The 19,340-nt window shown below is 63.3% G+C and carries 23 protein-coding genes and 1 pseudogene; 7 read left to right on the top strand and 17 right to left on the bottom strand.

The genetic code is table 11. The annotated features are described in order from the left end of the window. Window positions 1–624 carry a uracil-DNA glycosylase family protein gene (locus SLT36_RS14395; protein WP_154383958.1) on the top strand — a complete coding sequence of 208 codons (624 nt, stop codon included), beginning with the start codon at window positions 1–3 and terminating at the stop codon, window positions 622–624. A gap of 102 nt (window positions 625–726) precedes the next feature. Continuing rightward, complete coding sequence (locus tag SLT36_RS14400) at window positions 727–1,218, top strand: Lrp/AsnC family transcriptional regulator (RefSeq protein ID WP_067961212.1); 492 nt, start codon at window positions 727–729, stop codon at window positions 1,216–1,218. Here the strand turns inward: SLT36_RS14400 and SLT36_RS14405 are convergent, their stop codons facing one another. The 12 genes and pseudogenes from SLT36_RS14405 to moaA all read right to left on the bottom strand — a co-directional run bounded on the left by SLT36_RS14405 (window position 1,219) and on the right by moaA (window position 10,404). Next, complete coding sequence (locus SLT36_RS14405; RefSeq protein ID WP_432283269.1) at window positions 1,219–1,917, bottom strand: DNA alkylation repair protein; 699 nt, start codon at window positions 1,915–1,917, stop codon at window positions 1,219–1,221. Window positions 1,918–1,926: 9 nt separating this feature from the next. Next, the gene (locus SLT36_RS14410) at window positions 1,927–2,796 is read right to left on the bottom strand and encodes an NAD(P)-dependent oxidoreductase (protein WP_432283270.1); all 870 of its coding nucleotides are present in this window, start codon (window positions 2,794–2,796) and stop codon (window positions 1,927–1,929) included. 96 nt (window positions 2,797–2,892) lie between these two features. Beyond that, window positions 2,893–3,723: an ABC transporter permease gene (locus tag SLT36_RS14415; protein ID WP_432283271.1), complete on the bottom strand. Its 831-nt coding sequence runs from the start codon at window positions 3,721–3,723 to the stop codon at window positions 2,893–2,895. Next, window positions 3,720–4,433, bottom strand: coding sequence for an ABC transporter permease (locus SLT36_RS14420; RefSeq protein ID WP_432283272.1), 714 nt, complete (start codon window positions 4,431–4,433; stop codon window positions 3,720–3,722). Before SLT36_RS14420 ends, SLT36_RS14415 begins: the two co-directional genes overlap by 4 nt. A 133-nt stretch (window positions 4,434–4,566) precedes the next feature. Beyond that, window positions 4,567–5,343 (bottom strand): ABC transporter substrate-binding protein, encoded by a 777-nt coding sequence (locus SLT36_RS14425; RefSeq protein ID WP_432283273.1) that lies wholly within the window; start codon window positions 5,341–5,343, stop codon window positions 4,567–4,569. 160 nt (window positions 5,344–5,503) lie between these two features. Beyond that, window positions 5,504–6,016: a molybdopterin-guanine dinucleotide biosynthesis protein B gene (mobB, locus tag SLT36_RS14430; protein WP_432283274.1), complete on the bottom strand. Its 513-nt coding sequence runs from the start codon at window positions 6,014–6,016 to the stop codon at window positions 5,504–5,506. Further along, window positions 6,016–6,639 carry a molybdenum cofactor guanylyltransferase MobA gene (gene mobA / locus SLT36_RS14435; RefSeq protein ID WP_432283275.1) on the bottom strand — a complete coding sequence of 208 codons (624 nt, stop codon included), beginning with the start codon at window positions 6,637–6,639 and terminating at the stop codon, window positions 6,016–6,018. The genes mobB and mobA overlap by 1 nt, the downstream gene beginning before the upstream one ends. Before the next feature lie 2 nt (window positions 6,640–6,641). Next, a complete protein-coding gene (locus SLT36_RS14440) occupies window positions 6,642–7,562 on the bottom strand; it encodes a DMT family transporter (RefSeq protein ID WP_432283276.1) in 921 nt (306 codons plus the stop codon). 92 nt (window positions 7,563–7,654) lie between these two features. Further along, window positions 7,655–8,125 carry a hypothetical protein gene (locus SLT36_RS14445; protein WP_432283277.1) on the bottom strand — a complete coding sequence of 157 codons (471 nt, stop codon included), beginning with the start codon at window positions 8,123–8,125 and terminating at the stop codon, window positions 7,655–7,657. A 48-nt stretch (window positions 8,126–8,173) separates the two neighbouring features. Continuing rightward, window positions 8,174–8,319: pseudogene (locus tag SLT36_RS14450) on the bottom strand (GTP 3',8-cyclase MoaA); the annotation flags it as partial. Between the two features lie 6 nt (window positions 8,320–8,325). Next, a complete protein-coding gene (locus SLT36_RS14455) occupies window positions 8,326–9,312 on the bottom strand; it encodes a hypothetical protein (protein WP_432283278.1) in 987 nt (328 codons plus the stop codon). A 96-nt stretch (window positions 9,313–9,408) separates the two neighbouring features. After that, complete coding sequence (gene moaA, locus SLT36_RS14460; RefSeq protein ID WP_432283279.1) at window positions 9,409–10,404, bottom strand: GTP 3',8-cyclase MoaA; 996 nt, start codon at window positions 10,402–10,404, stop codon at window positions 9,409–9,411. 207 nt (window positions 10,405–10,611) lie between these two features. On the opposite strand from moaA, the gene SLT36_RS14465 reads away from it, so the two are divergent. The 3 genes from SLT36_RS14465 to SLT36_RS14475 all read left to right on the top strand — a co-directional run bounded on the left by SLT36_RS14465 (window position 10,612) and on the right by SLT36_RS14475 (window position 12,683). Beyond that, the gene (locus SLT36_RS14465) at window positions 10,612–10,965 is read left to right on the top strand and encodes a gamma-butyrobetaine hydroxylase-like domain-containing protein (RefSeq protein WP_067961257.1); all 354 of its coding nucleotides are present in this window, start codon (window positions 10,612–10,614) and stop codon (window positions 10,963–10,965) included. An 86-nt stretch (window positions 10,966–11,051) separates the two neighbouring features. Further along, window positions 11,052–11,663 carry a pyridoxamine 5'-phosphate oxidase family protein gene (locus tag SLT36_RS14470; RefSeq protein ID WP_432283280.1) on the top strand — a complete coding sequence of 204 codons (612 nt, stop codon included), beginning with the start codon at window positions 11,052–11,054 and terminating at the stop codon, window positions 11,661–11,663. Window positions 11,664–11,798: 135 nt separating this feature from the next. After that, window positions 11,799–12,683, top strand: coding sequence for a sulfite oxidase heme-binding subunit YedZ (locus tag SLT36_RS14475; RefSeq protein ID WP_432283281.1), 885 nt, complete (start codon window positions 11,799–11,801; stop codon window positions 12,681–12,683). A 4-nt stretch (window positions 12,684–12,687) separates the two neighbouring features. Here SLT36_RS14475 and SLT36_RS14480 read toward each other — a convergent pair whose 3' ends face one another. After that, entirely contained in the window at window positions 12,688–13,137 is a 450-nt protein-coding gene (locus tag SLT36_RS14480) for a MarR family winged helix-turn-helix transcriptional regulator (RefSeq protein ID WP_432283282.1), read from the bottom strand. A 342-nt stretch (window positions 13,138–13,479) separates the two neighbouring features. Between SLT36_RS14480 and SLT36_RS14485 the strand changes: the two genes are divergently transcribed. Further along, a complete protein-coding gene (locus SLT36_RS14485; RefSeq protein WP_432288344.1) occupies window positions 13,480–14,232 on the top strand; it encodes an alpha/beta fold hydrolase in 753 nt (250 codons plus the stop codon). Here SLT36_RS14485 and SLT36_RS14490 read toward each other — a convergent pair. From SLT36_RS14490 to SLT36_RS14500, 3 genes are all read right to left on the bottom strand, one after another. Then, a complete protein-coding gene (locus tag SLT36_RS14490) occupies window positions 14,114–15,043 on the bottom strand; it encodes a hypothetical protein (protein WP_432283283.1) in 930 nt (309 codons plus the stop codon). The genes SLT36_RS14485 and SLT36_RS14490 overlap by 119 nt on opposite strands. A gap of 14 nt (window positions 15,044–15,057) precedes the next feature. Further along, entirely contained in the window at window positions 15,058–15,861 is an 804-nt protein-coding gene (locus SLT36_RS14495) for a MerR family transcriptional regulator (RefSeq protein ID WP_432283284.1), read from the bottom strand. A gap of 70 nt (window positions 15,862–15,931) precedes the next feature. After that, the gene (locus SLT36_RS14500; protein ID WP_432283285.1) at window positions 15,932–16,327 is read right to left on the bottom strand and encodes a rhodanese-like domain-containing protein; all 396 of its coding nucleotides are present in this window, start codon (window positions 16,325–16,327) and stop codon (window positions 15,932–15,934) included. Window positions 16,328–16,603: 276 nt separating this feature from the next. Here SLT36_RS14500 and SLT36_RS14505 point away from each other — a divergent pair, with 276 nt between their 5' ends. Continuing rightward, window positions 16,604–18,472 (top strand): L,D-transpeptidase family protein, encoded by a 1,869-nt coding sequence (locus SLT36_RS14505; RefSeq protein ID WP_432283286.1) that lies wholly within the window; start codon window positions 16,604–16,606, stop codon window positions 18,470–18,472. A 50-nt stretch (window positions 18,473–18,522) separates the two neighbouring features. On the opposite strand, the gene SLT36_RS14510 is transcribed toward SLT36_RS14505, so the two are convergent. Next, a complete protein-coding gene (locus tag SLT36_RS14510; protein WP_432283287.1) occupies window positions 18,523–19,329 on the bottom strand; it encodes a glycosyltransferase family 25 protein in 807 nt (268 codons plus the stop codon). Between the last annotated feature and the right edge of the window lie 11 nt (window positions 19,330–19,340).

A 19,340-nucleotide genomic window follows, 5' to 3' on the forward strand; every position in this document is an offset into this window, starting at 1 on the left:
ATGTCGGCCGAACTCGACAGCCTCGTCGCCGAGATCAAGGCTTGCCGCATCTGCGTCGAGCAACCACTGGGCAAGTCCTTGCCGCATGAGCCGCGGCCGGTGGTGGTGCCGTCTTCCACTGCGCGCATTCTGATTGCCGGGCAGGCGCCGGGCACCAGGGTGCATCTGAGCGGAGCGCCTTTCACCGACGCATCAGGCGACCGGCTGCGCGATTGGCTGGGTGTGCCGTCGGAGACCTTTTATGACCCGGACGCCTTTGCCATCGTGCCGATGGGCTTTTGCTTCCCGGGCCAGGACGCCAAGGGCGGTGATCTGCCGCCGCGGCGGGAATGCGCAATGGCCTGGCGTGCCCGGCTGATGAAGCTGATGCCGCAGATCGATCTCGTGCTGACGATCGGTCAGTACGCGCAGCGCTGGCACATGGGCGCGGCGCGCGCGGCGTCCTTGACCGACACCGTTGCCGACTGGCGGGCTGTCTGGGCGCGTTCGTCTTCGCCGCATGTGCTGCCTTTGCCGCATCCGTCCTGGCGCAACACCGGCTGGATCAAGCGGAATCCCTGGTTCGAAATGGAATTGCTGCCTTTTCTCAAGGCGGAAATCCAACGTCGCCTTTCCCAAGTGTAGTGGAATTCGATACCGAAGATACAGGGTGTGCGGAGAATTCCTTTCTTGTATGATGGCGTAAATGACAGGATTATGGCGAACCTTTTCTAACGGAGCCCAGATATGGACCGCCTTGACCGGAAAATCCTCCGCCTCCTCCAGGAGGACGCGACCTTGGCCGTGGCCGACGTCGCAAAGAAAGTCGGCTTGTCCACCACACCGTGCTGGCGCCGCATCCAGAAGCTTGAGGAAGAGGGCGTCATCAAGCGCCGCGTGGCGCTGCTCGATCCTGAGAAGATCAATGCGCGCGTCACCGTGTTTGTGGCGATCCGCACCAATTCGCACAGCCATGAATGGCTGCGCCGCTTCTCCGAGGTGATCCAGGAGTTTCCTGAAGTGATCGAGTTCTACCGCATGAGCGGCGACGTCGATTATCTCCTGCGTGTCGTGGTGCCCGATATCGGCGCCTATGACGCCTTCTACAAGCGGCTGATCGCCAAGATCGAGATCCGCGACGTGTCGTCGTCCTTCGCCATGGAGCAGATCAAGTACACGACCGAAATGCCGCTCGATTACATGATCCTCGACAAGGAGAGCGGCGCGTCGGCGGCTTGATCAAGCTTTCGCGCTCACGCGTTCGACAATCTTGGGATCGGTGAGTTCGCGCACGGCGTCCTTGCCGATCCATTTCGCCGTCTTGTCAGTCGACGCCGCCAGCTTCTCCGCCAGCCGCAAGGCGGGTGCGTGGAGAGCAGGCGAGCGCTTGCCGGTCTGGCGCAGTGCCCAGTTTACGGCTTTCTTGACGAAGTTCCTGCTGTCACCCGCCTGTGCCTCGACAAGCCCGAGCCAGCCGAGGAAGGTCTCGTCCGGCTCCTTCTTGAGATGTACCGCGGCGGTCGCGATCGTCGAGAAGGCTGCACGGCGGACGAATTCGCGCCCATCGGCGGCATAGGCCGGGATGATCTCGTGAGCCAGATTTGCAGCGCAGATGAGATGAGCTGCGTGATCGACGATCTCCCAGCTGTCGAACTCGGCGGCCATCGCGTCGATCTGGCCGCGGGTCACCTTTGCCGGCTCGTCGGTCGCGGCCGCCAGGATGCGCGCTTCGCGAATGCCCGTCGCCCATAGGCCCAGAGCGCGGGTGTGATCGCGCTTGAGCAGGCGGGCTATGGGATTGGTCACGGCATTGGGGATGCCGAGTGCGCGGTCGGTGGCGATGCCGAAGCGGGCCATGCCGGCGAGATTCTCTTGCGAGGCCAGCGTGCGCAGATGCGCGATGATCTCATCGACGGTCGAAGCCGACGAAAGCGCCATGCTGCCGCTCTATTTCTCGAGGCGGGCGAGCAGGGACGAGGTATCCCAGCGCTTGCCGCCCATGCCCTGCACGTCCTTGTAGAACTGGTCGACAAGGGCGGTCACCGGCAGCTTGGCGCCATTGCGGTCGGCCTCTTCCAGGCAGATGCCGAGATCCTTGCGCATCCAGTCGACGGCGAAGCCGAAATCATAGTTGCCGGCATTCATCGTCTTGTGGCGGTTTTCCATCTGCCAGGAGCCGGCGGCACCCTTGGAGATGACGTCGACGACCTTTTCGATGTCGAGGCCGGCCTTCTTGCCGAAATGGATGCCCTCGGCGAGGCCCTGGACGAGGCCGGCGATGCAGATCTGGTTGATCATCTTGGTCAACTGGCCAGCGCCTGCAGGCCCCATCAGCCCAACCATGCGGGCAAAGGAATCGATCACCGGCCGGGCGCGCTCGAAGGGTTCCTGCTCGCCACCGACCATGACGGTCAGGACGCCGTTTTCGGCGCCGGCCTGGCCGCCGGAGACCGGGGCGTCGAGAAAATGGAAACCGCCTGCCTTGGCCGCGGCGTCGAGCTCGCGCGCCACCTCGGCCGAGGCGGTGGTGTTGTCGATGAAGATGGCGCCTTTCTTCATCGAGCGGAATGCGCCCTTGGCGCCCGTCGTGACTTCGCGCAGGTCGTCGTCATTGCCGACGCAGGCAAAGACGAAGTCCTTGCCGTCTGCTGCTTCAGCCGGCGTCACGGCAAATGCGTCGCCGTGCTGGGTTGCCCATTTCTCGCCCTTGGCGGTGGTGCGGTTGTAGACGGTGACGTCATGGCCGCCCTTGTTCTTGAGATGGCCGGCCATGGGGTAGCCCATGACGCCGAGACCAAGGAACGCGACCGATGCCATGGCTTACCCTTTCGAAGTGCAAAATGCTCTGGTGTCCGTGGTCTATGCCATGGAACGGATTCGTCAAGACGACGATGGTTGGACCAGCGCCTGAGATCAACGATGCAGGTGGCGGGTAATGCGCCTTTCGATCCAGTCCACCAGATGGCGCAAGGTTTCGACCAAGGACAGATAGAGCAGGGCAGCCCAAAGGTAGGTCTGGAAGTCGAAGGTGCGCGAGAAGGCGCGGCGCGTCTCGCCCATCAGGTCGTAGACCGTAATGATGGCGACGATGGCCGAACCCTTGATCATCAGGATGATCTCGTTGCCATATGGCCTCAGCGCGACGATCAATGCCTGAGGCAGGATGATCTTGTAGAGCGTCTGCAGTTTGGACAGGCCAAGCGCGGATGCTGCCTCCCACTGGCCCTTGCCGACGCTCTCGATCGCCCCGCGCAGGATCTCGGCCTGATAGGCGGCGGTGTTGAGGGCAAAGGCGAATACCGCGCAATACCAGGCTTCGCGGAAGAAGCCCCACAGGCCGATGGCCTCGAGCTGGGGCCGGAACGAGCCGAAGCCGTAATAGATCAGGAAGGTCTGAGCGAGCAGCGGCGTGCCGCGGAAGAAATAGACATAACCGTAGGAAATCGCGTTCAGCACGCGGTTCTTCGACATGCGGGCGTAGCAGATCGGAACCGACAGGATGGCACCGAGGACGATGGATATCGCCACCAGCACAAGGGTGACACGCAGGCCCGAGAGATAGGACGGCGCATATTTGGCGAATAGTTCGGGATTCCAGGCGCTGAACAGATAGGTGGCCAGGCCGGCGCCGAGCGCGATCCAGAGACAGACCAGGACCCAGCCAACTATGCGTTCACGCGACCAACCGCGCGGCGGTGCTGCCGGGCGCTGCACTTTCACAGTGGTTCCGTCAGTCGCGCTCATCGCTGGGCCGCCCGCTTGCCGACCCAGCGCTCGATGGCGCCGATGCCGAATGAGGAGATGATGGCGAGCGCCAGATAGATGAGGCAGGCAACGCCGAAGAACATGAAGGCTTGCTTGGTGACGCGGGCTGCGATGCTGCTCTGGCGCACGATGTCGGTCAGGCCGACGGCCGAGACCAGGGCCGTGTCCTTGAGCAGGATGAGCCAGAGATTGGACAGGCCGGGCAGGGCGATACGTACGAGCTGCGGCAGGATCACCAGCCGCATCGTCTGGCGCGGCGACAGGCCTACTGAATAGCCGCCTTCATACTGGCCACGCGGAATGGCGCGGAAGGCCGAGAGGAAAACCTCGCTGGCGTAGGACGAGAAGACGACGCCGAGAGCAACCATGCCGGCGACGAAGCTGTTGATCTCGACAACCGCGTCGGGCTTCACAAGCCGAACGACCTGCTGGATGCCGATCTGGGCGCCGTAGAACACCAGAAACAGCGTCAGCAGTTCCGGCAGGCCGCGGAAGATGGTGGTGTAGATATTGCCGGCGAGCCGCATCGAAGGTTCGCCGGACTGCTTGGCGAGGGCGACCAGAAAGCCGATAAGCAGCCCCAGCGGCAATGTCACGAGGGCGAGCGAAACCGTGACGAGCACGCCATGAGCGAGATCGTCACCCCATCCGTCAGGCCCGAAACTCAGAAGCGTCCACGCGCTTTGCATCGGTATGCTGCCCCCATCGGCCTCCCTTGGCGGGAGTGCCGCCGTCTTTGTCGACGGCTTGTCGTTGAGCTTATGTTAGCCAAACGGCGGGAACTTGTCCCGCCGCTTGTTCAGTTTTCACAGCATTGACGGCTCAGCTGCCGTAAGCGTCGAACTTGAAGTATTTGTCGTTGATTTCCTTGTATTTTCCGTTGGCGCGGATGGCGTCGATGGCTGCCGAGAACTGATCCGCGAGCGGGTCACCCTTGCGCACGCCGACGCCGGCGCCGTCGCCATGGATCTCGGGCATGTTCGGGATGGTGCCGACGATCTTGCAGCACGCGCCATCCGGGGTTTCCAGCCAGGCGCCCATCGTCACAGCGTCATCGCTGACCGCGTCGAGGCGGCCGTTGGCCATGTCGAGCTTATACTCGTCAGCCGTCGGATAAGACTTGATCGTGCTGTCGGTGAACACCTTCTCGGCGTAGTTGTAATGGATGGTCGAGCCTTGGACGCCGATGGTCTTGCCGGCGAGGTCTTCCTTGGTCACGCCCTTGATGTCGCTGTCCTTGGCGGCGGCGATGACGGCCGGCGTGTTGATGTACTTCTTGGAGAAGTCGATCTTTTCCTTGCGTTCGGGCGTGATCGACATCTGGGCGATGATGGCGTCAAACTTGCTGGCCTGGAGCGCGGGGATCATGCCGTCCCATTCCTGGGCGACGATCTCACACTTGACCTTCATCTCTTCGCAGAGCGCGTTGGCGATGTCGACGTCGAAGCCGACCAGCTTACCGTCTGATGTCAGGTTGTTGTAGGGAGGGTATGCGCCTTCAGTGGCGATCTTGATTGTCTTTTCCTGCGCCTGCGCCATACCGATGGTGAGCGCCAGGGCCGCGGTCGCAGCCAGGGCAATACGCTTGGAAATACCCATGATGTTCCTCTCTGTTCGCTTCGGCCGGTTCCCGTCCATGGCGGCCGTTGAGCGGATGAACTCCGCCGCTGGCGGCGATACTCCCACTGTTTTCAGTTAAAAATCAATCGCGAAAAGGGGTTTTGCGACGCAGGGAGCAGGTGAGCGCGGTGACGCAGCGTCAGTGCGCGGCGAGGCCTGTCCGCGCTTCAACGAAGTCGGCGATGGCCTTGATGTCGTCGATGCCGAAGACAGGAAGCTGCTCGCCTTCGACCGGATGGTCGGCGGCAATGGCGACGATCGAGGGGTCTTTCGCCGAAAGCGGGGTGCGGTCCTTGGCCTCCAGCCGACGTGCCTCGATCTTGAGATGATGCTCGCGCTTGTAGCCCTCGACCAGCACCAGGTCGCAAGCGGCGATTCGCTTGAGGACGTCGTCGAGCGTCGGCTCGGCTTCGTTGCGCAATTCATGCGTCAGCGCCCAGCGTCGACCCGATACGATTGCGACTTCCGTAGCGCCGGCCTCGCGATGGCGAAAGCTGTCGGCGCCCGGCTTGTCAATGTCGAAATCGTGGTGAGCATGCTTGATGGTCGAGACCCGCCAGCCGCGTCCGACCAGCTCCGTCACCAGGCGCTCGGTCAAGGTCGTCTTGCCGGAGTTCTTCCAGCCGGTGATGCCGAACACGCGATGCGTCATCACTTGGCCTCGTCGACCATACGTGCAGCCTGGGCAAGGTCGTCGGGCGTGTTGATGTTGAAGAACGGGTCGACTTCAACGGAACCACGTTGTGTCACCGGAAAATCCACCACGTCGAGACCTGCCTGCTCGAGAAACGTCATCACCCTGCGGGTATCGCCATTTTCCAGAAAGGCCGCAAGCGGCTTGCGCAGCGAAACCGGCCACAGCGCGAATGTCGGGTGCACACGGGTGTTCGAGGCGGCTGCGGCGACCCGTCCGGCGACCGCGTGCGCGGCCAGTCGCTTGCCGAGATCTTCAGGGAAGAAGGGCGTGTCGCCGGCAACGCTGAGGATGTGCGTGACATCAGGCTTGCCTGCCGCCCACTCCATGCCTGCCAGGATGCCGGCCAGCGGTCCTTGATAACCTGCAATCGTGTCGCTGATGATGTCGACGCCGAAGCCGACGAAACCTGCGGGGTCGGCATTGGTGTTGATGGCGATCCGACCGACCTGCGGGCGCAGGCGATCGAGCACCAGGCCGGTCAGGGGATGGCCGGCAAGTGCAAGAAGCGTCTTGTCTGCGCCGCCCATCCGGCTGGAACGGCCGCCGGCTAGGATAAGCCCTGCGATGTGCTCTGCCATACCTAGATCCCGTCGGGCGCCATCGAGGCACTGGTGCTCTCGGCTGCCGGCCGGCCCTTGCCGACAACGCGTTCGCGATAAAGCGAATAGAGGCCGGACGCAACGATGACGGCAGCGCCTGATATCATGGCCAGATCGGGGATATCGCCGAAGACGAAGACGCTAAGCGAAAGCGCCCAGATCAGGGCGGTGTAGCGGAACGGCGCGATGAAGGAGATTTCACCTTCGCGCATCGCCATGATGACGAACTGGTAGCCGAACAGCACCAGCACTGCGGCTCCGGCAAGGAACGCGACAAGATTGACCGACATGGGCACCCAGCCGCCGAACGGCACGATGGTCAGCGCCCCGGTGACGGTGATGATGACGGTGGTGGTGGTCGAGACGAAAAGCGACGGGATGTGCCCAGGGATTTTGCGCGTTGCCAGATCGCGCACGGCGCAGAAGGCGACCGAAAGCAGGGCCAGCAGCGAAAACGCGTTGAAGCCTTCGAACCCCGGCCGGACGATGATCAGGACGCCGCCGAAGCCCGAGGCGATGGCCAGCCAGCGGCGCCAGCCGACGGCTTCGCCGAGGAAAAGGGCTGCCCCCATCGTCACCGCCAAGGGCAGCGCCTGCAGCACGGCCGAGATATTGCCCAACGGTAGATGGGGCAGGGCGGCGAGGAAGCAAACCGTACCGCCAACCTCGCCGACAAGGCGCAGGAACACCATCGGATGCCAGTAGTTCCGGTAGCCCTTCAAGGCACCCTGCTGCCAGGCGAGAAGGCTGATCAGCGTGGTGGCGAACAGCCCGCGAACCAGCATCAGCTGGCCCGGATTGATCGTCTGGGCGGCGAGCTTGCTCAACGTGTCGTTGAAGGTAAAGGCTGCCATCGCGACGACCATGAAGGTGGCGCCGCGAACATTCGAGGAAAGTGGCACTTCGGCTTTCCGTTGCTGCTGTTGCTTACGGCTTTAGCACCGGTGCGTGAAACAGCAATGCCAATCGGATGGACCAGACATGTCGATTGGCCTCACGGGCCGTTGAGGCTCTCGGCGATGGCGCTCACCAGCGGGTCGTATTTGGCCTTGGACGACGCTGGGTATTTGAGCAGGAAGGCATGAATGACGCCGCCCCTGCCAAATTCGAGCCGGTGGTAGAATATGTCGTTGCCGTCATGGCCCGACAGTACGATCCAGTCCTTGCCCAGCTTGCGGTAGGTGACCTCCACGCCTTCGGAACTCATGTCGGCAAGCTGCCTGGGCGTCTGCTCGAGCGCGTTGTTGGAGCCGTAGATCGCGAGGCTCGCCCCGTCCGCCGCCAGGAATGTCATGCCGTCGCCGTTCTCGGGCGGTTCGGCCCTGCTGACGAAGATTTCATGCGGAAAAGTCACCGACGTGCCGAAGCGGGCATTGGTGTAGATGAATGGCTTGGCAAAAGCAGGCGCGGCCAGCACCATCGCCAGCACCATTGCGGAGAACGTCCTGGCGAACCGGTAAGCCATGCCCATTACCTCACGAGGACGTTGTCGGGTGGCGACGATAGCTGCAACTTAGCCGCCTGTCACACTCATATGGCGCGAGACGGACGGGCGATTGGTGCGGCGTCGATGATGCGCCCGATCGCCTCGTCAATGGCGTTGGACAAAAGCCCGTTGCCTTCGGAGGCGCGCAGCGGCGGCCGGAGGTCGGCCGCGTCGCGACGCTAACACAACCGCTGCAGCGCGGTCTTCACCGCATCGCGATTGTCCCGCCTCATTCGCTCGACGACCGCCTCGAATCGCCCGTCGCCGAAGATCCGTTCGCGATAGGCCGCGTAGTCGGCGAGCACCGCGCGCACCGTGTCGGCGAGTTCGCCGTAGCGCGCCCACACCACGAACGGGTGATACGCGATCGACTCGCGTAGCGGCACGTCTTCGCTGACGACGACCACACCGCACAGCAGCGCCGGCAATACGCGCAATTCCTCAAACGTGTGGTGCTGGCCGGTCTGATGCACGTTCACGAGCACGCGCGTGTCGCGGTACAGTCTGCACAACGCGGCGCCCGCGTAGACACCACTGACATTGAGCAGCGACAGGCGCGCCGTGTGGGCCGCTTCAAGAAACGCCGCGCGGCGCGGTTGCGCGACGTCGCCAAACAGCGTGATCGCGTCGCGCCGCCGCGTGCCTGGGGTGACGTCGGTGTCATACAGCAGCGGCGCGAGCACGATCGTCTTGGCCAGATACGCATCGAAGCCGCCGGCGCGACGCAGGTTTTCGACATTCGGCCGGCTGTAGTCGACGATCACGTCGGCCGATTCGATCACCGCGCGGTTCACCACGCGCGCGAGATAGTGTCCTTGGCCGTCCGGCAATGGCACGGTACCGGTCGGCGCGCCGTCGCTGTCGCGCCCGCCCGGCTTGACCAGCGTATGTTCCCACTGGACATCGACGCGGTGCGTGCGGTTCGCGTTGCCGCAGTCGACCTCGCAGTCGCCGAACACGAGATTGACCGGCGCGTCGCGCACGGCCAGCGTCTCACGGAACAATGCGACACAGTACAAATAGTATTCCCGCACGAACGCCGGATACCGCGGATCGTATGCAAGCCGTGCACGGCCGACGGTTTCGACGCAGCACGCCGGCGCAAGCGGAAACACACGGCGCCACAGCGCTTGCAGCTTGCGGGCGACACGCTTCGCCAGCGTCATTGCGGAGAAGGTCGGGGCGGAGAACGTCGCGGCGAGCCGGTAAGCATGCTCATGGCCTCACGAGGACGTTGTCGGGGTGGCGAAGGTCGATAGCGCTCAGCCGCCTGTCACGCTCATGTGGCGCGATACGGACGGACGATTGGTGCGGCGGTCGATGATGAAATCGTGGCCCTTCGGCTTGCGTCCTATTGCCTCGTCGATGGCATTGGACAGAAGCTCGTTGCCTTCGGAGGCGCGCAGCGGCGCCCTGAGGTCGGCCGCGTCCTCCTGGCCGAGGCACATATAGAGCGTGCCGGTGCAGGTCAGGCGCACGCGATTGCAGCTCTCGCAGAAATTATGCGTCATCGGGGTGATGAAGCCGAGCTTGCCGCCGGTTTCTGCGACATTGACGTAGCGCGCCGGACCGCCGGTCTTGAACGGGATGTCGGTCAGCGTGAACTGGCGCTCGAGATTTGCCCTCAGTAGCGACAGCGGCAGGTACTGGTCGGTTCTATCTGCATCGATCTCGCCCATCGGCATCGTCTCGATGACCGTCAGGTCCATGCCGCGACCATTGGCCCAGCGCAGGATCCCGGGAATTTCGAGATCGTTGAAGCCCTTGAGGGCAACCGCATTGATCTTGATGTGCAGGCCCGCCGCCTGGGCGGCATCGATGCCTTCCATCACCTTGGCCAGGTGGCCCCAGCGCGTGATGGCATGGAACTTGTCGGGGTCGAGCGTGTCGAGCGAGACGTTGATGCGCTTGACACCGCAATCGGCCAGTTCGGCAGCGAAACGCGACAGCTGCGATCCGTTGGTAGTCAGCGTCAATTCTTCCAATGCGCCGCTGTCGAGATGGCGCGACAACTGGCGAATGAGATGCATGACGTTCTTGCGCACCAAAGGTTCGCCGCCGGTCAGGCGCAGTTTCTTGACGCCCTTTTCGACGAAGACGGTGCACAGCCGGTCGAGCTCTTCGAGCGACAGCAGGTCCTTCTTGGGCAGGAAGGCCATGTCTTCGGCCATGCAATAGGTGCAACGGAAGTCGCAGCGGTCGGTAACCGACACGCGCAGATAACTGATCGAGCGACCGAAAGGATCGATCATATCCATGGACTGCGCTTCCGTTTCCCGTTCCGTGGTGCCTTGGCCGGCACTGTCATATTACGGCTATGTTGTACGCTTGTGCATGTCAATCAAGATGAAAGTTTGTTGCCCCGGAGTGACTCTCCTTGGTTTGCCGTCCCGAGGCCGTCTTAACGCTTTCCGCGACGTCCGAAGCGCAGTAGTGAATGGCATCTCATAACGGCAGGACGGATCATGACGGCACCGAAGGAATTGAGGGTCTCCAAGGACCGCAAGCTGTTGACGGTGACGTTCCCGGACCACCGTCCGTTCGAGCTTTCGGCCGAATTGCTGCGTGTGCTTTCGCCCTCCGCCGAGGTGCAGGGCCATTCGCCTGAGCAGCGGGTGACGGTGCCTGGCAAGAAGGAGGTCGCCATCCTCAAGGTCGAGCCGGTCGGCAATTATGCCGTACGCATCACCTTCGACGATTTCCACGACACCGGCATCTTCACCTGGAACTATCTGCATACGCTTGGCCATGACAAGGACAAGCGCTGGCAGGAATATCTCGACGAGCTGGCGCAAAAAGGATTGAGCCGCGACCGCTGATTGTCTTTGGCCGTTCACGTTGTCTTGGGCTGTTCACGTGGGCCGGCTAAGCGCAGCAGCATGGACGCAGGAAGAGGGGACTGACGATGTCGCTCATTTCAACGGTAGAACAGCTCGAGGCGCTGTACGGCGTTCCAGGCGAAACCTCGCTGGTGAAGGAGCTCGATCACGTCATTCCTGAATATGCCGTCTTTATCGAGGCCTCGCCCTTCGTCTCGCTGGCGACCAGCGGGCCCGAGGGGCTCGACTGCTCGCCGCGCGGGGATCTCGCGGGCTTCGTCCGCATCCATGACCCACGCACGCTGATGATGCCGGACCGCCGCGGCAACAACCGCGCCGACTCGCTGAAGAACATCATCCGCGATCCGCGCGTCGCGTTGCTGTTTCTGGTGCCGGGTTCCGGCACGACGCTACGCGTCAATGGGCGAGCCCATATCAGTGTCGATGCCGAGCTGTGTGCGTCATTCGCCGTCGAAGGCAAACCAGCGCGTTCGGTCACGGTGATCGACATCGATGCCGTCTATTTCCAGTGCGCGCGCGCCATCGTGCGGTCGGAACTGTGGAACCCCGAGCGCCATGTCGATCCCAAGGCGCTGCCGACGCCGGGACAGATCCTTGCCGTCACCAGCCGAGCCAGCATCGATGGCGAAACCTATGACCGCGAATGGCCGGAGCGCGCCAGGAAGTCGATGTGGTAGGCCGTCGAACGGATGGTTCGACAGCAGTTGTGACGCGACTTGCGACGTTGCCCGGCTCAAAACAAAGTGATTGTGCTGATGTAACTCAGCGGCCGTTCTCCGCGTATACCGGCAAAACTGCTGGAGCTGGATGGAATGACGCCCTGGACTGACCGCGCCGGAAAACTCTCGCCGCTCAAGGCTTTGGCCTTTACCGGAACGTTGGTGCCGGCATTGCTGCTTGGCTACTACGCGGTGAAAGGCTTTCCGCAAGGTGCCGGCGCCAGCACGCTGCTCGGCCCGCGGCCCTTCACCGCCGCCATCCATGAAACCGGCGACTGGGCGATCCGCTTCCTGTTGATGTCGCTGGCAGTGACGCCGCTGCGCCGCATCGGCCAATGGCCGAAGCTGATACTCATCCGGCGCATGCTCGGCATTGCCGCGCTTGCCTACGCCATTGGTCATCTCGTGCTCTATTTCTTCGACCAGAACTGGGATGTTGTCCGGATTGTCAGCGAGATCGCGCTTCGGATCTATCTCACCATCGGATTCGTTGCGCTGCTCGGGCTTGTCGCTCTCGGGCTGACGTCGACGGACGCAGCGATCAGGAAGCTCGGGCGCAACTGGAACCGGCTGCACAAGATCGTCTACGCCATCGGCATTCTCGCGGCATTGCATTTTTTCATGCAGTCCAAGGCAGACGTCTATGAGCCGACGCTGATGGCGGGCTTGTTCATGCTCCTGATGTTCTACCGGCTGGCGCATTGGCGGGGGTTGAGCCTGACATCGCCTGTCGTGCTTGTCGCGATCGCGGTCGTCGCCGCATTGTCGACAGTGATAGTCGAGGCGGCCTGGTACGGGCTGGCGACCGGCGTGCCGCCCGCCCGCGTGCTGTGGGCCAACCTGCAGTTTTCCTACACGATCCGGCCGGGCTGGTGGGTGCTGGCGACCGGCCTTGCCGTAGCCCTGCTCGGCTTCGTCAGGTCCATGGGCAAGGCGGAGGCGCCGCGGGGCAGGCGAGCTGCCAGGGCAGCAGCCTGAGCGGCTATTCCTTCAGTGCGTCTGCGACGCGAAGCATGTGCGCGCCGATCAGGTCGCATTGTTCGGGGGTCGATGCGCTCATCGCCTTTTCGATCAAAGCGCCATAGGCTTTCAGCGCCCGCATCAGCAGTGCGGCGCCGTCTTCGGTCAGCGTCAGCCGCATCACCCGGCGGTCCTTGGCGTCGCCCTCCCGCGTGACCAGGGCACGCTTTTCCAACTGCGGCAGCAGCATGGTGATATTCGAGCGGCCGACCAGCAGCTTGCGCGCCAGGTCGTGCTGCGAAATGCCGGGATGGCGATAGAGGTTCATCAGGACATCGAGCTGCGCCGGCTTGAGATCGTGCGGCTGCAGCGCGCTCGCCAGGGCACGCTCCATCGAGTGGCACGCCTTGGCCACGGCAACCCAGTTGCGGAACCGCGGGTTATCCCACGGCAAATCTTGCTTATTGTTCATGATTGAACTATTATTGTTCATGATTGAACTTATGGATGGACAATCACTATGGCATCAATCGGGCTCAAGGTCATCCGGCGGCTGTTCGGTGCGGCCGAACTGGTTTCGCCACGTCTCGCCGGTCGCGCCGCATTCGAGCTTTTCCGGCGAACGCCGAGCCAGCGCTCCCTGACGTCAGGTGAAAAGCGCGCCATCGGCAACGCGTCGAGCTTCATGGCCGAGGCGCGTCATCATCGAATCAAGACGCAAAAGAGCTGCGTGGCGATGCACGAGTTTCGCCCTGAGGGAGCAAGCAGGGGGACCGTGCTCGTCATCCACGGCTGGCGCTCGCGTACCGAATACATGCAGGCGCTGATCGAAGGCTACAGGAATGCCGGCATGCGCGTGATCTCGCTCGACCTGCCGGGCCATGGTGGCTCGCTTGGCCGCGCGCTCGACATGGCCAAGGCCGTCGAGGCGGCAACCCTTGCCGGCCAATGGTTCGGGCCGTTCGAAGCGATCGTCGGCCATTCCTTCGGCGGCGCGGTTGCAGTCAACGCTGCTGCCGGAACCAGTGGGGTTCGAGCCGGTTGCAGCAAAGCGGTTGGTGCTGGTGGCCGCGCCCGATTCGATGCCCAAGCTATTCGACGATTTCGGCCGCTATCTGAACCTTGGCCCCAGGACGCAGCGTGCGATCTCGGGGCAGGTGCAGCGTGTGACCGGCACCCCGATCGGCCACTTCGTCGGTTCCAGGCTGCTGATGCGCCTGGCCACCCCGACGCTTGTGATTCACGCCCCCGACGACAGGGAAGTGTCGGCCAACGAAGCGCGTTCCATGGCCGGCGCCGGCGGCCATGTCAGGCTGTTCTGGGCCGACGGCCTCGGTCACCGCCGCATCCTGTCGAGCGCCAAGGTCGTGGCCGAGGCAGTTGGCTTTCTCCAGGCCGCGCGCGAACTCGACACGGTCCACTAGGCGCGCCACGCCGATCGCCAGGGCTCAGTCCTGGCCCTCCAGCGCGGCCCTCAGCATGTCGTAGGTCGGCGCCAGTTCGCGAAGCGATGCCGCGGCCTCGCCATCCTTGCCCGCGACAAGGGGGTATTGCAGCGCGCCGATGAGTCGGCCCTGTCGTCCCGCAATCCGAGCCGCCTCGACATATCCCGCGCGTTCCAGGCAGGTCGCGGCGTCTGTCGCGCGGCGAGCGCCTGCCCGGACGGCGAAACGGATCATGTGGCCACGAAGGTCGTCGCCGCAACCACGCTCGATCAGCCGCGCCAGCGCTTCGGCGGCGGCGGCGTTGCCCGAGCTTCCCGCCGGCATGTCGTGCTGACCCGCCATCGACAGCCAGCGGATCGCCGAAGGGATCGACGCCCTGATCATGTCCACTTCGGCGACGTCGGCGATCCGCCTGAAGGCGGTGCGCATCGTATAGGGCGTGCCGTAGATCAGCGTTTTTGCGCTCCAGGCGGCCATGAAGTCGGCGAGGGGCAGGCGGGCATAGGGATAGCCCTGCGGATCGTGCATCAGAATGCTCTCGTCGTCGACTTCGAGCGCCACGACGTAATGATCGGCCTCAATCGGGCCGCGCATGCGTGGCTGATGCCTGAGATGCCCCATCTCGACGGGACCGATCCAGACCGGGCCGGCGGCCAATGCCGCCTTGAGGCGCGCCAGGGCCTCTTCGGCTTCGCCCCCTTGCGTGACATCAGATGTCCAGCCGAGCGCTGAAAGCGCGACTTCGAAACCTTTCTCCGGGTCCCAGCCATAGGGGTCGAAGAAGGGCAACGTGCTGCCGATCAGCTGCATGCCGAACGGGCCGCCAATGGCCACCTCGATGACGGCGGTCGACGGTCCATCGGCGCCGAACATCATGGCGAAGGAATTGGCATAGCAATACGGGCCCGAGCCCGTGTAGGCAAAGTGCGTCATGTCTTAACCTCTTGTCAGATGAGGGGATAGGCGACGTCGAAACGGGCGCCTTGGGTTCCCGGATAGGTTTCGCAGGGGCTGCCGGCGCAACTCAGCTCGCTCCGCGCGTCGAGCCACGCTTCAAGGGCGTCGTAGACGTGCATGACCCGGGGAAAATCCTCATAGACCTTGGGAACCGGCAGATAGACCTCGCGCCGCGCTGGCTGCAGTCTGATGAGCAGGTCGCCCACCGGCTCGAGCTTTCCCGCGCAGGCGATGGCGACCTCGACGAGACCTTCACTGTCGCGGCTGACAAGGTCGTGAAAATGCACGCTCATCAATCCGTCGCAAGCCGATCCCGAGGCGCGCAAATGCGTCCGGATGTCGGCTTCGGCTGCGGCGATGAAATCGTCCAGCCCTTCGACGCCGATCTGGCGCTGTCGCGACACGACCTTCGCGGCCGGTACCTCACGCAGGCCGATCGTCGCCGTCAATGCCGGTTCGCCGCCTTCGGCTTGGCGGGAAAGCGCGCGCACGAGTTCGGCCTGGTCGGCAAGCCTGTCGTTCTGCGCGCTTAGCCAGCTTTGCAGTTCTACGACGCGTGCTTCCGGTGTGAACTCCAGCAACTGCGTGACGCGGGCGATCGGCAGCCCCAGCTGGCGCAGCCGCGAGATCATACGCGCCCGTGGCGCCTGCGAGGAGGCATAATAGCGATAGCCGGTCTGCGGATCGACGTGGACCGGCACCAGCAGGCCTTGCTCGGCATAGAGCCGCAATGCCTTTGGCGACAGCCGCGTGGCGGCCCCGAAACGGCCGGCGAGGAGATAGGAATCGGTCATAACGCCGTGTCTAGGGCTGGCCCCAGGGGCGAGGTCAAGCGCGCGATTTGCTGTCGCTGCCGCCCGCCGATCAGCCCTTCTTGTTGCCTGGCACTACAGGCAGGCCCGCCGCGCGCCACGCAGTGAACCCGCCAAGGATGTGCCGGACCGGCTCCAGCCCCATCTCCTGCGCGGTCTTGGCGGCGAGCGCCGAGCGCCAGCCGCCGGCGCAGAAGAAGACGAAGTTCTTGCCGCTGGAAAAGAACGGCTTGTGATAGGGGCTGTCGGGGTCAATCCAGAATTCGAGCATGCCGCGCGGGCAATGCTGGGCGCCCGAAATCCTGCCTTCGCGCTCGACCTCACGCGGATCGCGAAGGTCGACGAAGATGGTCTCGGTGTCGTCGAGCAGGGTTGCCGCTTCCTCGGGCGACACCACCTCGACCACTGCATTGGCCTCGTCGAGCAGTTCCCTGTAGCCCTTCTTCACCTTGCCCTCGCGTCAATCCTGCCCAAATTCAGCTTGCAAGGCCAAGTGATCGCATGAAGCGGCGAGGCTGTCATCGCCGATGAATTGTGCCACCTGCCGGCTTGTCTCACGATGATGTGAAACTGTTCGGCAACAGCTGCCAGGAAATTTATGAAAGCTTAACGTTATCGGTATGAATCGAGAGAGCAGCGCCTTACATCAGCCATTTGTGGACAGGAATTCTTCCACCGGCGCATGGCGATTCCAGAGCAGTTTCCGGGCAGGGATGGTGTCTTTATGAAATTTTCTCTCCTGAGCAGGCCGATCTCGCTTCCGCTGGCTGCATTGGCTGCGACAGTGTCGCTTGGCGCGCCGCAGGCTGGTGCTCAGAACTTCTTCGACATCCTGTTCGGTGGTGGCAACCGCGCCCCGCGCCAGCAGCAGCAGGGCGAATTTCCGCCGGCTCCGGTGCAGAAGAAGCGGGCACCCGTAGCGGCGGCCAAGATCAGCGCGCCGTCCTATTATACCTACAAGACCGACGCGATGGTGACGGTCGACTTTGCCAAGCTGATCGCCGGCACGCAGTCGGTGTCGCTGGAGCCGTCGCTTGCCGGTACGGCGTTCCGCGAGGCGCTGGCCGGGCTCGATGCCTTCGACCTTGTTGCCGAAAAGGACATCGCCAAGGGGCTGCTCGACTACTATACGGCCAATCCCGATTTCATCTGGGTCACCGGCCAGACCGCCAACAGCCGCGCTGAAGAGGCGATCAGGACGTTGAGCGACGCCGCCAGCCACGGGCTGATGCCGGCCGACTATGCGGTCTCCGTGCCGCCGGCAGCCTATGCGCTTGACGACACCGTCGGCCGGATGAAGACGCTCATCCGTTTCGAGATGGCGATGTCGGCACGCGTGTTGCGCTACGTGCATGATGCACAAGGCGGCCGCATCGATCCGAACCGCATCTCCGGCTACTATGATTTCGCCGCCAAGCCGCTCGACATGGCCGGCGTGCTGAAGAGCCTCAGCCAGTCGAATGACACGCGGGCCTTGCTTGAGGCATTCCATCCGCAGAATCCCGAATACAAGGCTTTGCGCGTCGAACTCGAGGCGCTCAAGGCGAGCGAGGAAAACGACATCGTCGTTGACGCCAAGCTTTTGCTGAAGCCCGGCGAGACCAGCCCGGAGCTGCCCAAGCTGCTGCATCTCATCGCCCGCGACCTCGACGACGAGATGGGTGGCGAATTCGGCGAAACGCTGGCCAGGCTCGGCAGCAGCGAAACCTATACACCCGAACTGGTGCCGGTCATCGAGGCGGTGCAGAAGCGTGCCGGGCTCAAGGCCGACGGCGTCGTCGGTCCGCGCACGGTGGCAACCCTTGCCGGCACGTCGAAGGCAGATCGCCTCGACAAGGTCGTCGTCGCGCTTGAACAGCTGCGCTGGCTGCCATCCGAGCTCGGCAGCCCACGCGTCTTCATCAACCAGCCGGCCTATACCGCGAGCTACATCGACGGCGGCACGGAAAAGCTCAAGATGCGGACGGTGATCGGCAAGACCACCAACCAGACCAGCTTCTTCCAGGACGAAATCGAGCAGGTCGACTACAACCCGTATTGGGGCGTGCCGCAGTCGATCATCGTCAACGAGATGCTGCCGCGCCTGCGCAACGATCCCAGCTATCTCGACCGCGCCGGTTACGAAGTCACCGATTCGCGCGGCCAGCGCATTCCGTCGTCGGCGATCAATTGGGGCCAGTATGGCTCGAAGGTGCCCTACAGCGTGCGCCAGGCGCCGAGCGAGGCCAATGCGCTGGGCGAGCTCAAGATCCTGTTCCCCAACAAGCACGCCATCTACATGCACGACACGCCGCAGAAGGCGCTGTTCGACCGCGACAACCGCGCCTTCAGCCATGGCTGCATCCGCCTGGCCGATCCGCGCGGCATGGCCGCCGCCGTGCTTGGCACCGACGTAGATCACATCGCGGCCAAGCTGAAGCAGGGCCATTCCTTCGAGAAAGTGACGCGCAAGATCCCGGTCTACGTCGCCTATTTCACCGCCTGGCCTGATCTCGACGGCAAGGTCGAGTATTTCGGCGACGTCTATGACCGCGACGCCAAGCTCAAGGACGCCATGGCTCGTACAGATGCGGCGAGGGCACCGAGCATCTGATCGGCTGCATGCAGGCTCAGGACAAGGTCCGGGTCAGCCGAGCATCTGTTTCAGCCAGGCGTCCGCGTGCCCTGACCGGATTGCCGGTCCCGCGCGCCCATCGGAATGATGGCGCGGCGGGGAAGGTGCCGGGTCCTCCACAACAGCCGCCGGATTTCGCGGATTGCCTTTTCGGATCGCGACAGCCGCACTTTCGGTCGCGGCAGACGCGGTGTCGCCAACCGTTCCGGCTCGAGGTCGCTCGGCAGCGTGATCTCCTGGTCGGGCAGGAACATTTCCTGGATGCTGATGGCGGGCGACAATTGCCAGCAGGGCGTCTCGTGCCTGGTCATGTCGAAGAGAAAATCGTCCACCGGGCGGTCGATCCTGCCGGCCAGCGTCACCAATTGCGCGGCCACGCGCCTGGAGATGGCATAGGCGGCAGCGCCATTGTGGAAGCTGAACAGCGGCAGCAGGCGGTGTGTCCTGATCGTGCCGCCGCGCCGGCCGACCAACACGGGATTCAGCGTCGTTTCGAGCTTGATCAGGTCGACGCCTGCAGGAATCCACGTGTCGTCGCTCAGAAAATCGGCGGCATCCCGGCTGAAATAGACATCGTCTTCGAGCACGACCGCATGCGAGTCGCTGCCTTCGGCAATCCGTCGCCACACAGCGACATGGCTCATGAAGCAGGCAACTTCGCCCGGCGACCAATTGTGATGATCGCGCAGGACCAGCCGGTTGATGATGTCGTCATCAATTGCGGTTTTGTCGATGGCGCTGAAGCGCTCGAAGCCCAGGCCCATCCCGCGGAAGGCCGTGGTCATCCAGGCCAGCTGTCCAGTCTCCCGATCAAGGTTGATGACGAAGCACCGCATTGGATATCTTC

It is taken from the genome of Aminobacter sp. BA135, from assembly GCF_050859125.1.
Classification (GTDB): domain Bacteria; phylum Pseudomonadota; class Alphaproteobacteria; order Rhizobiales; family Rhizobiaceae; genus Aminobacter; species Aminobacter ciceronei.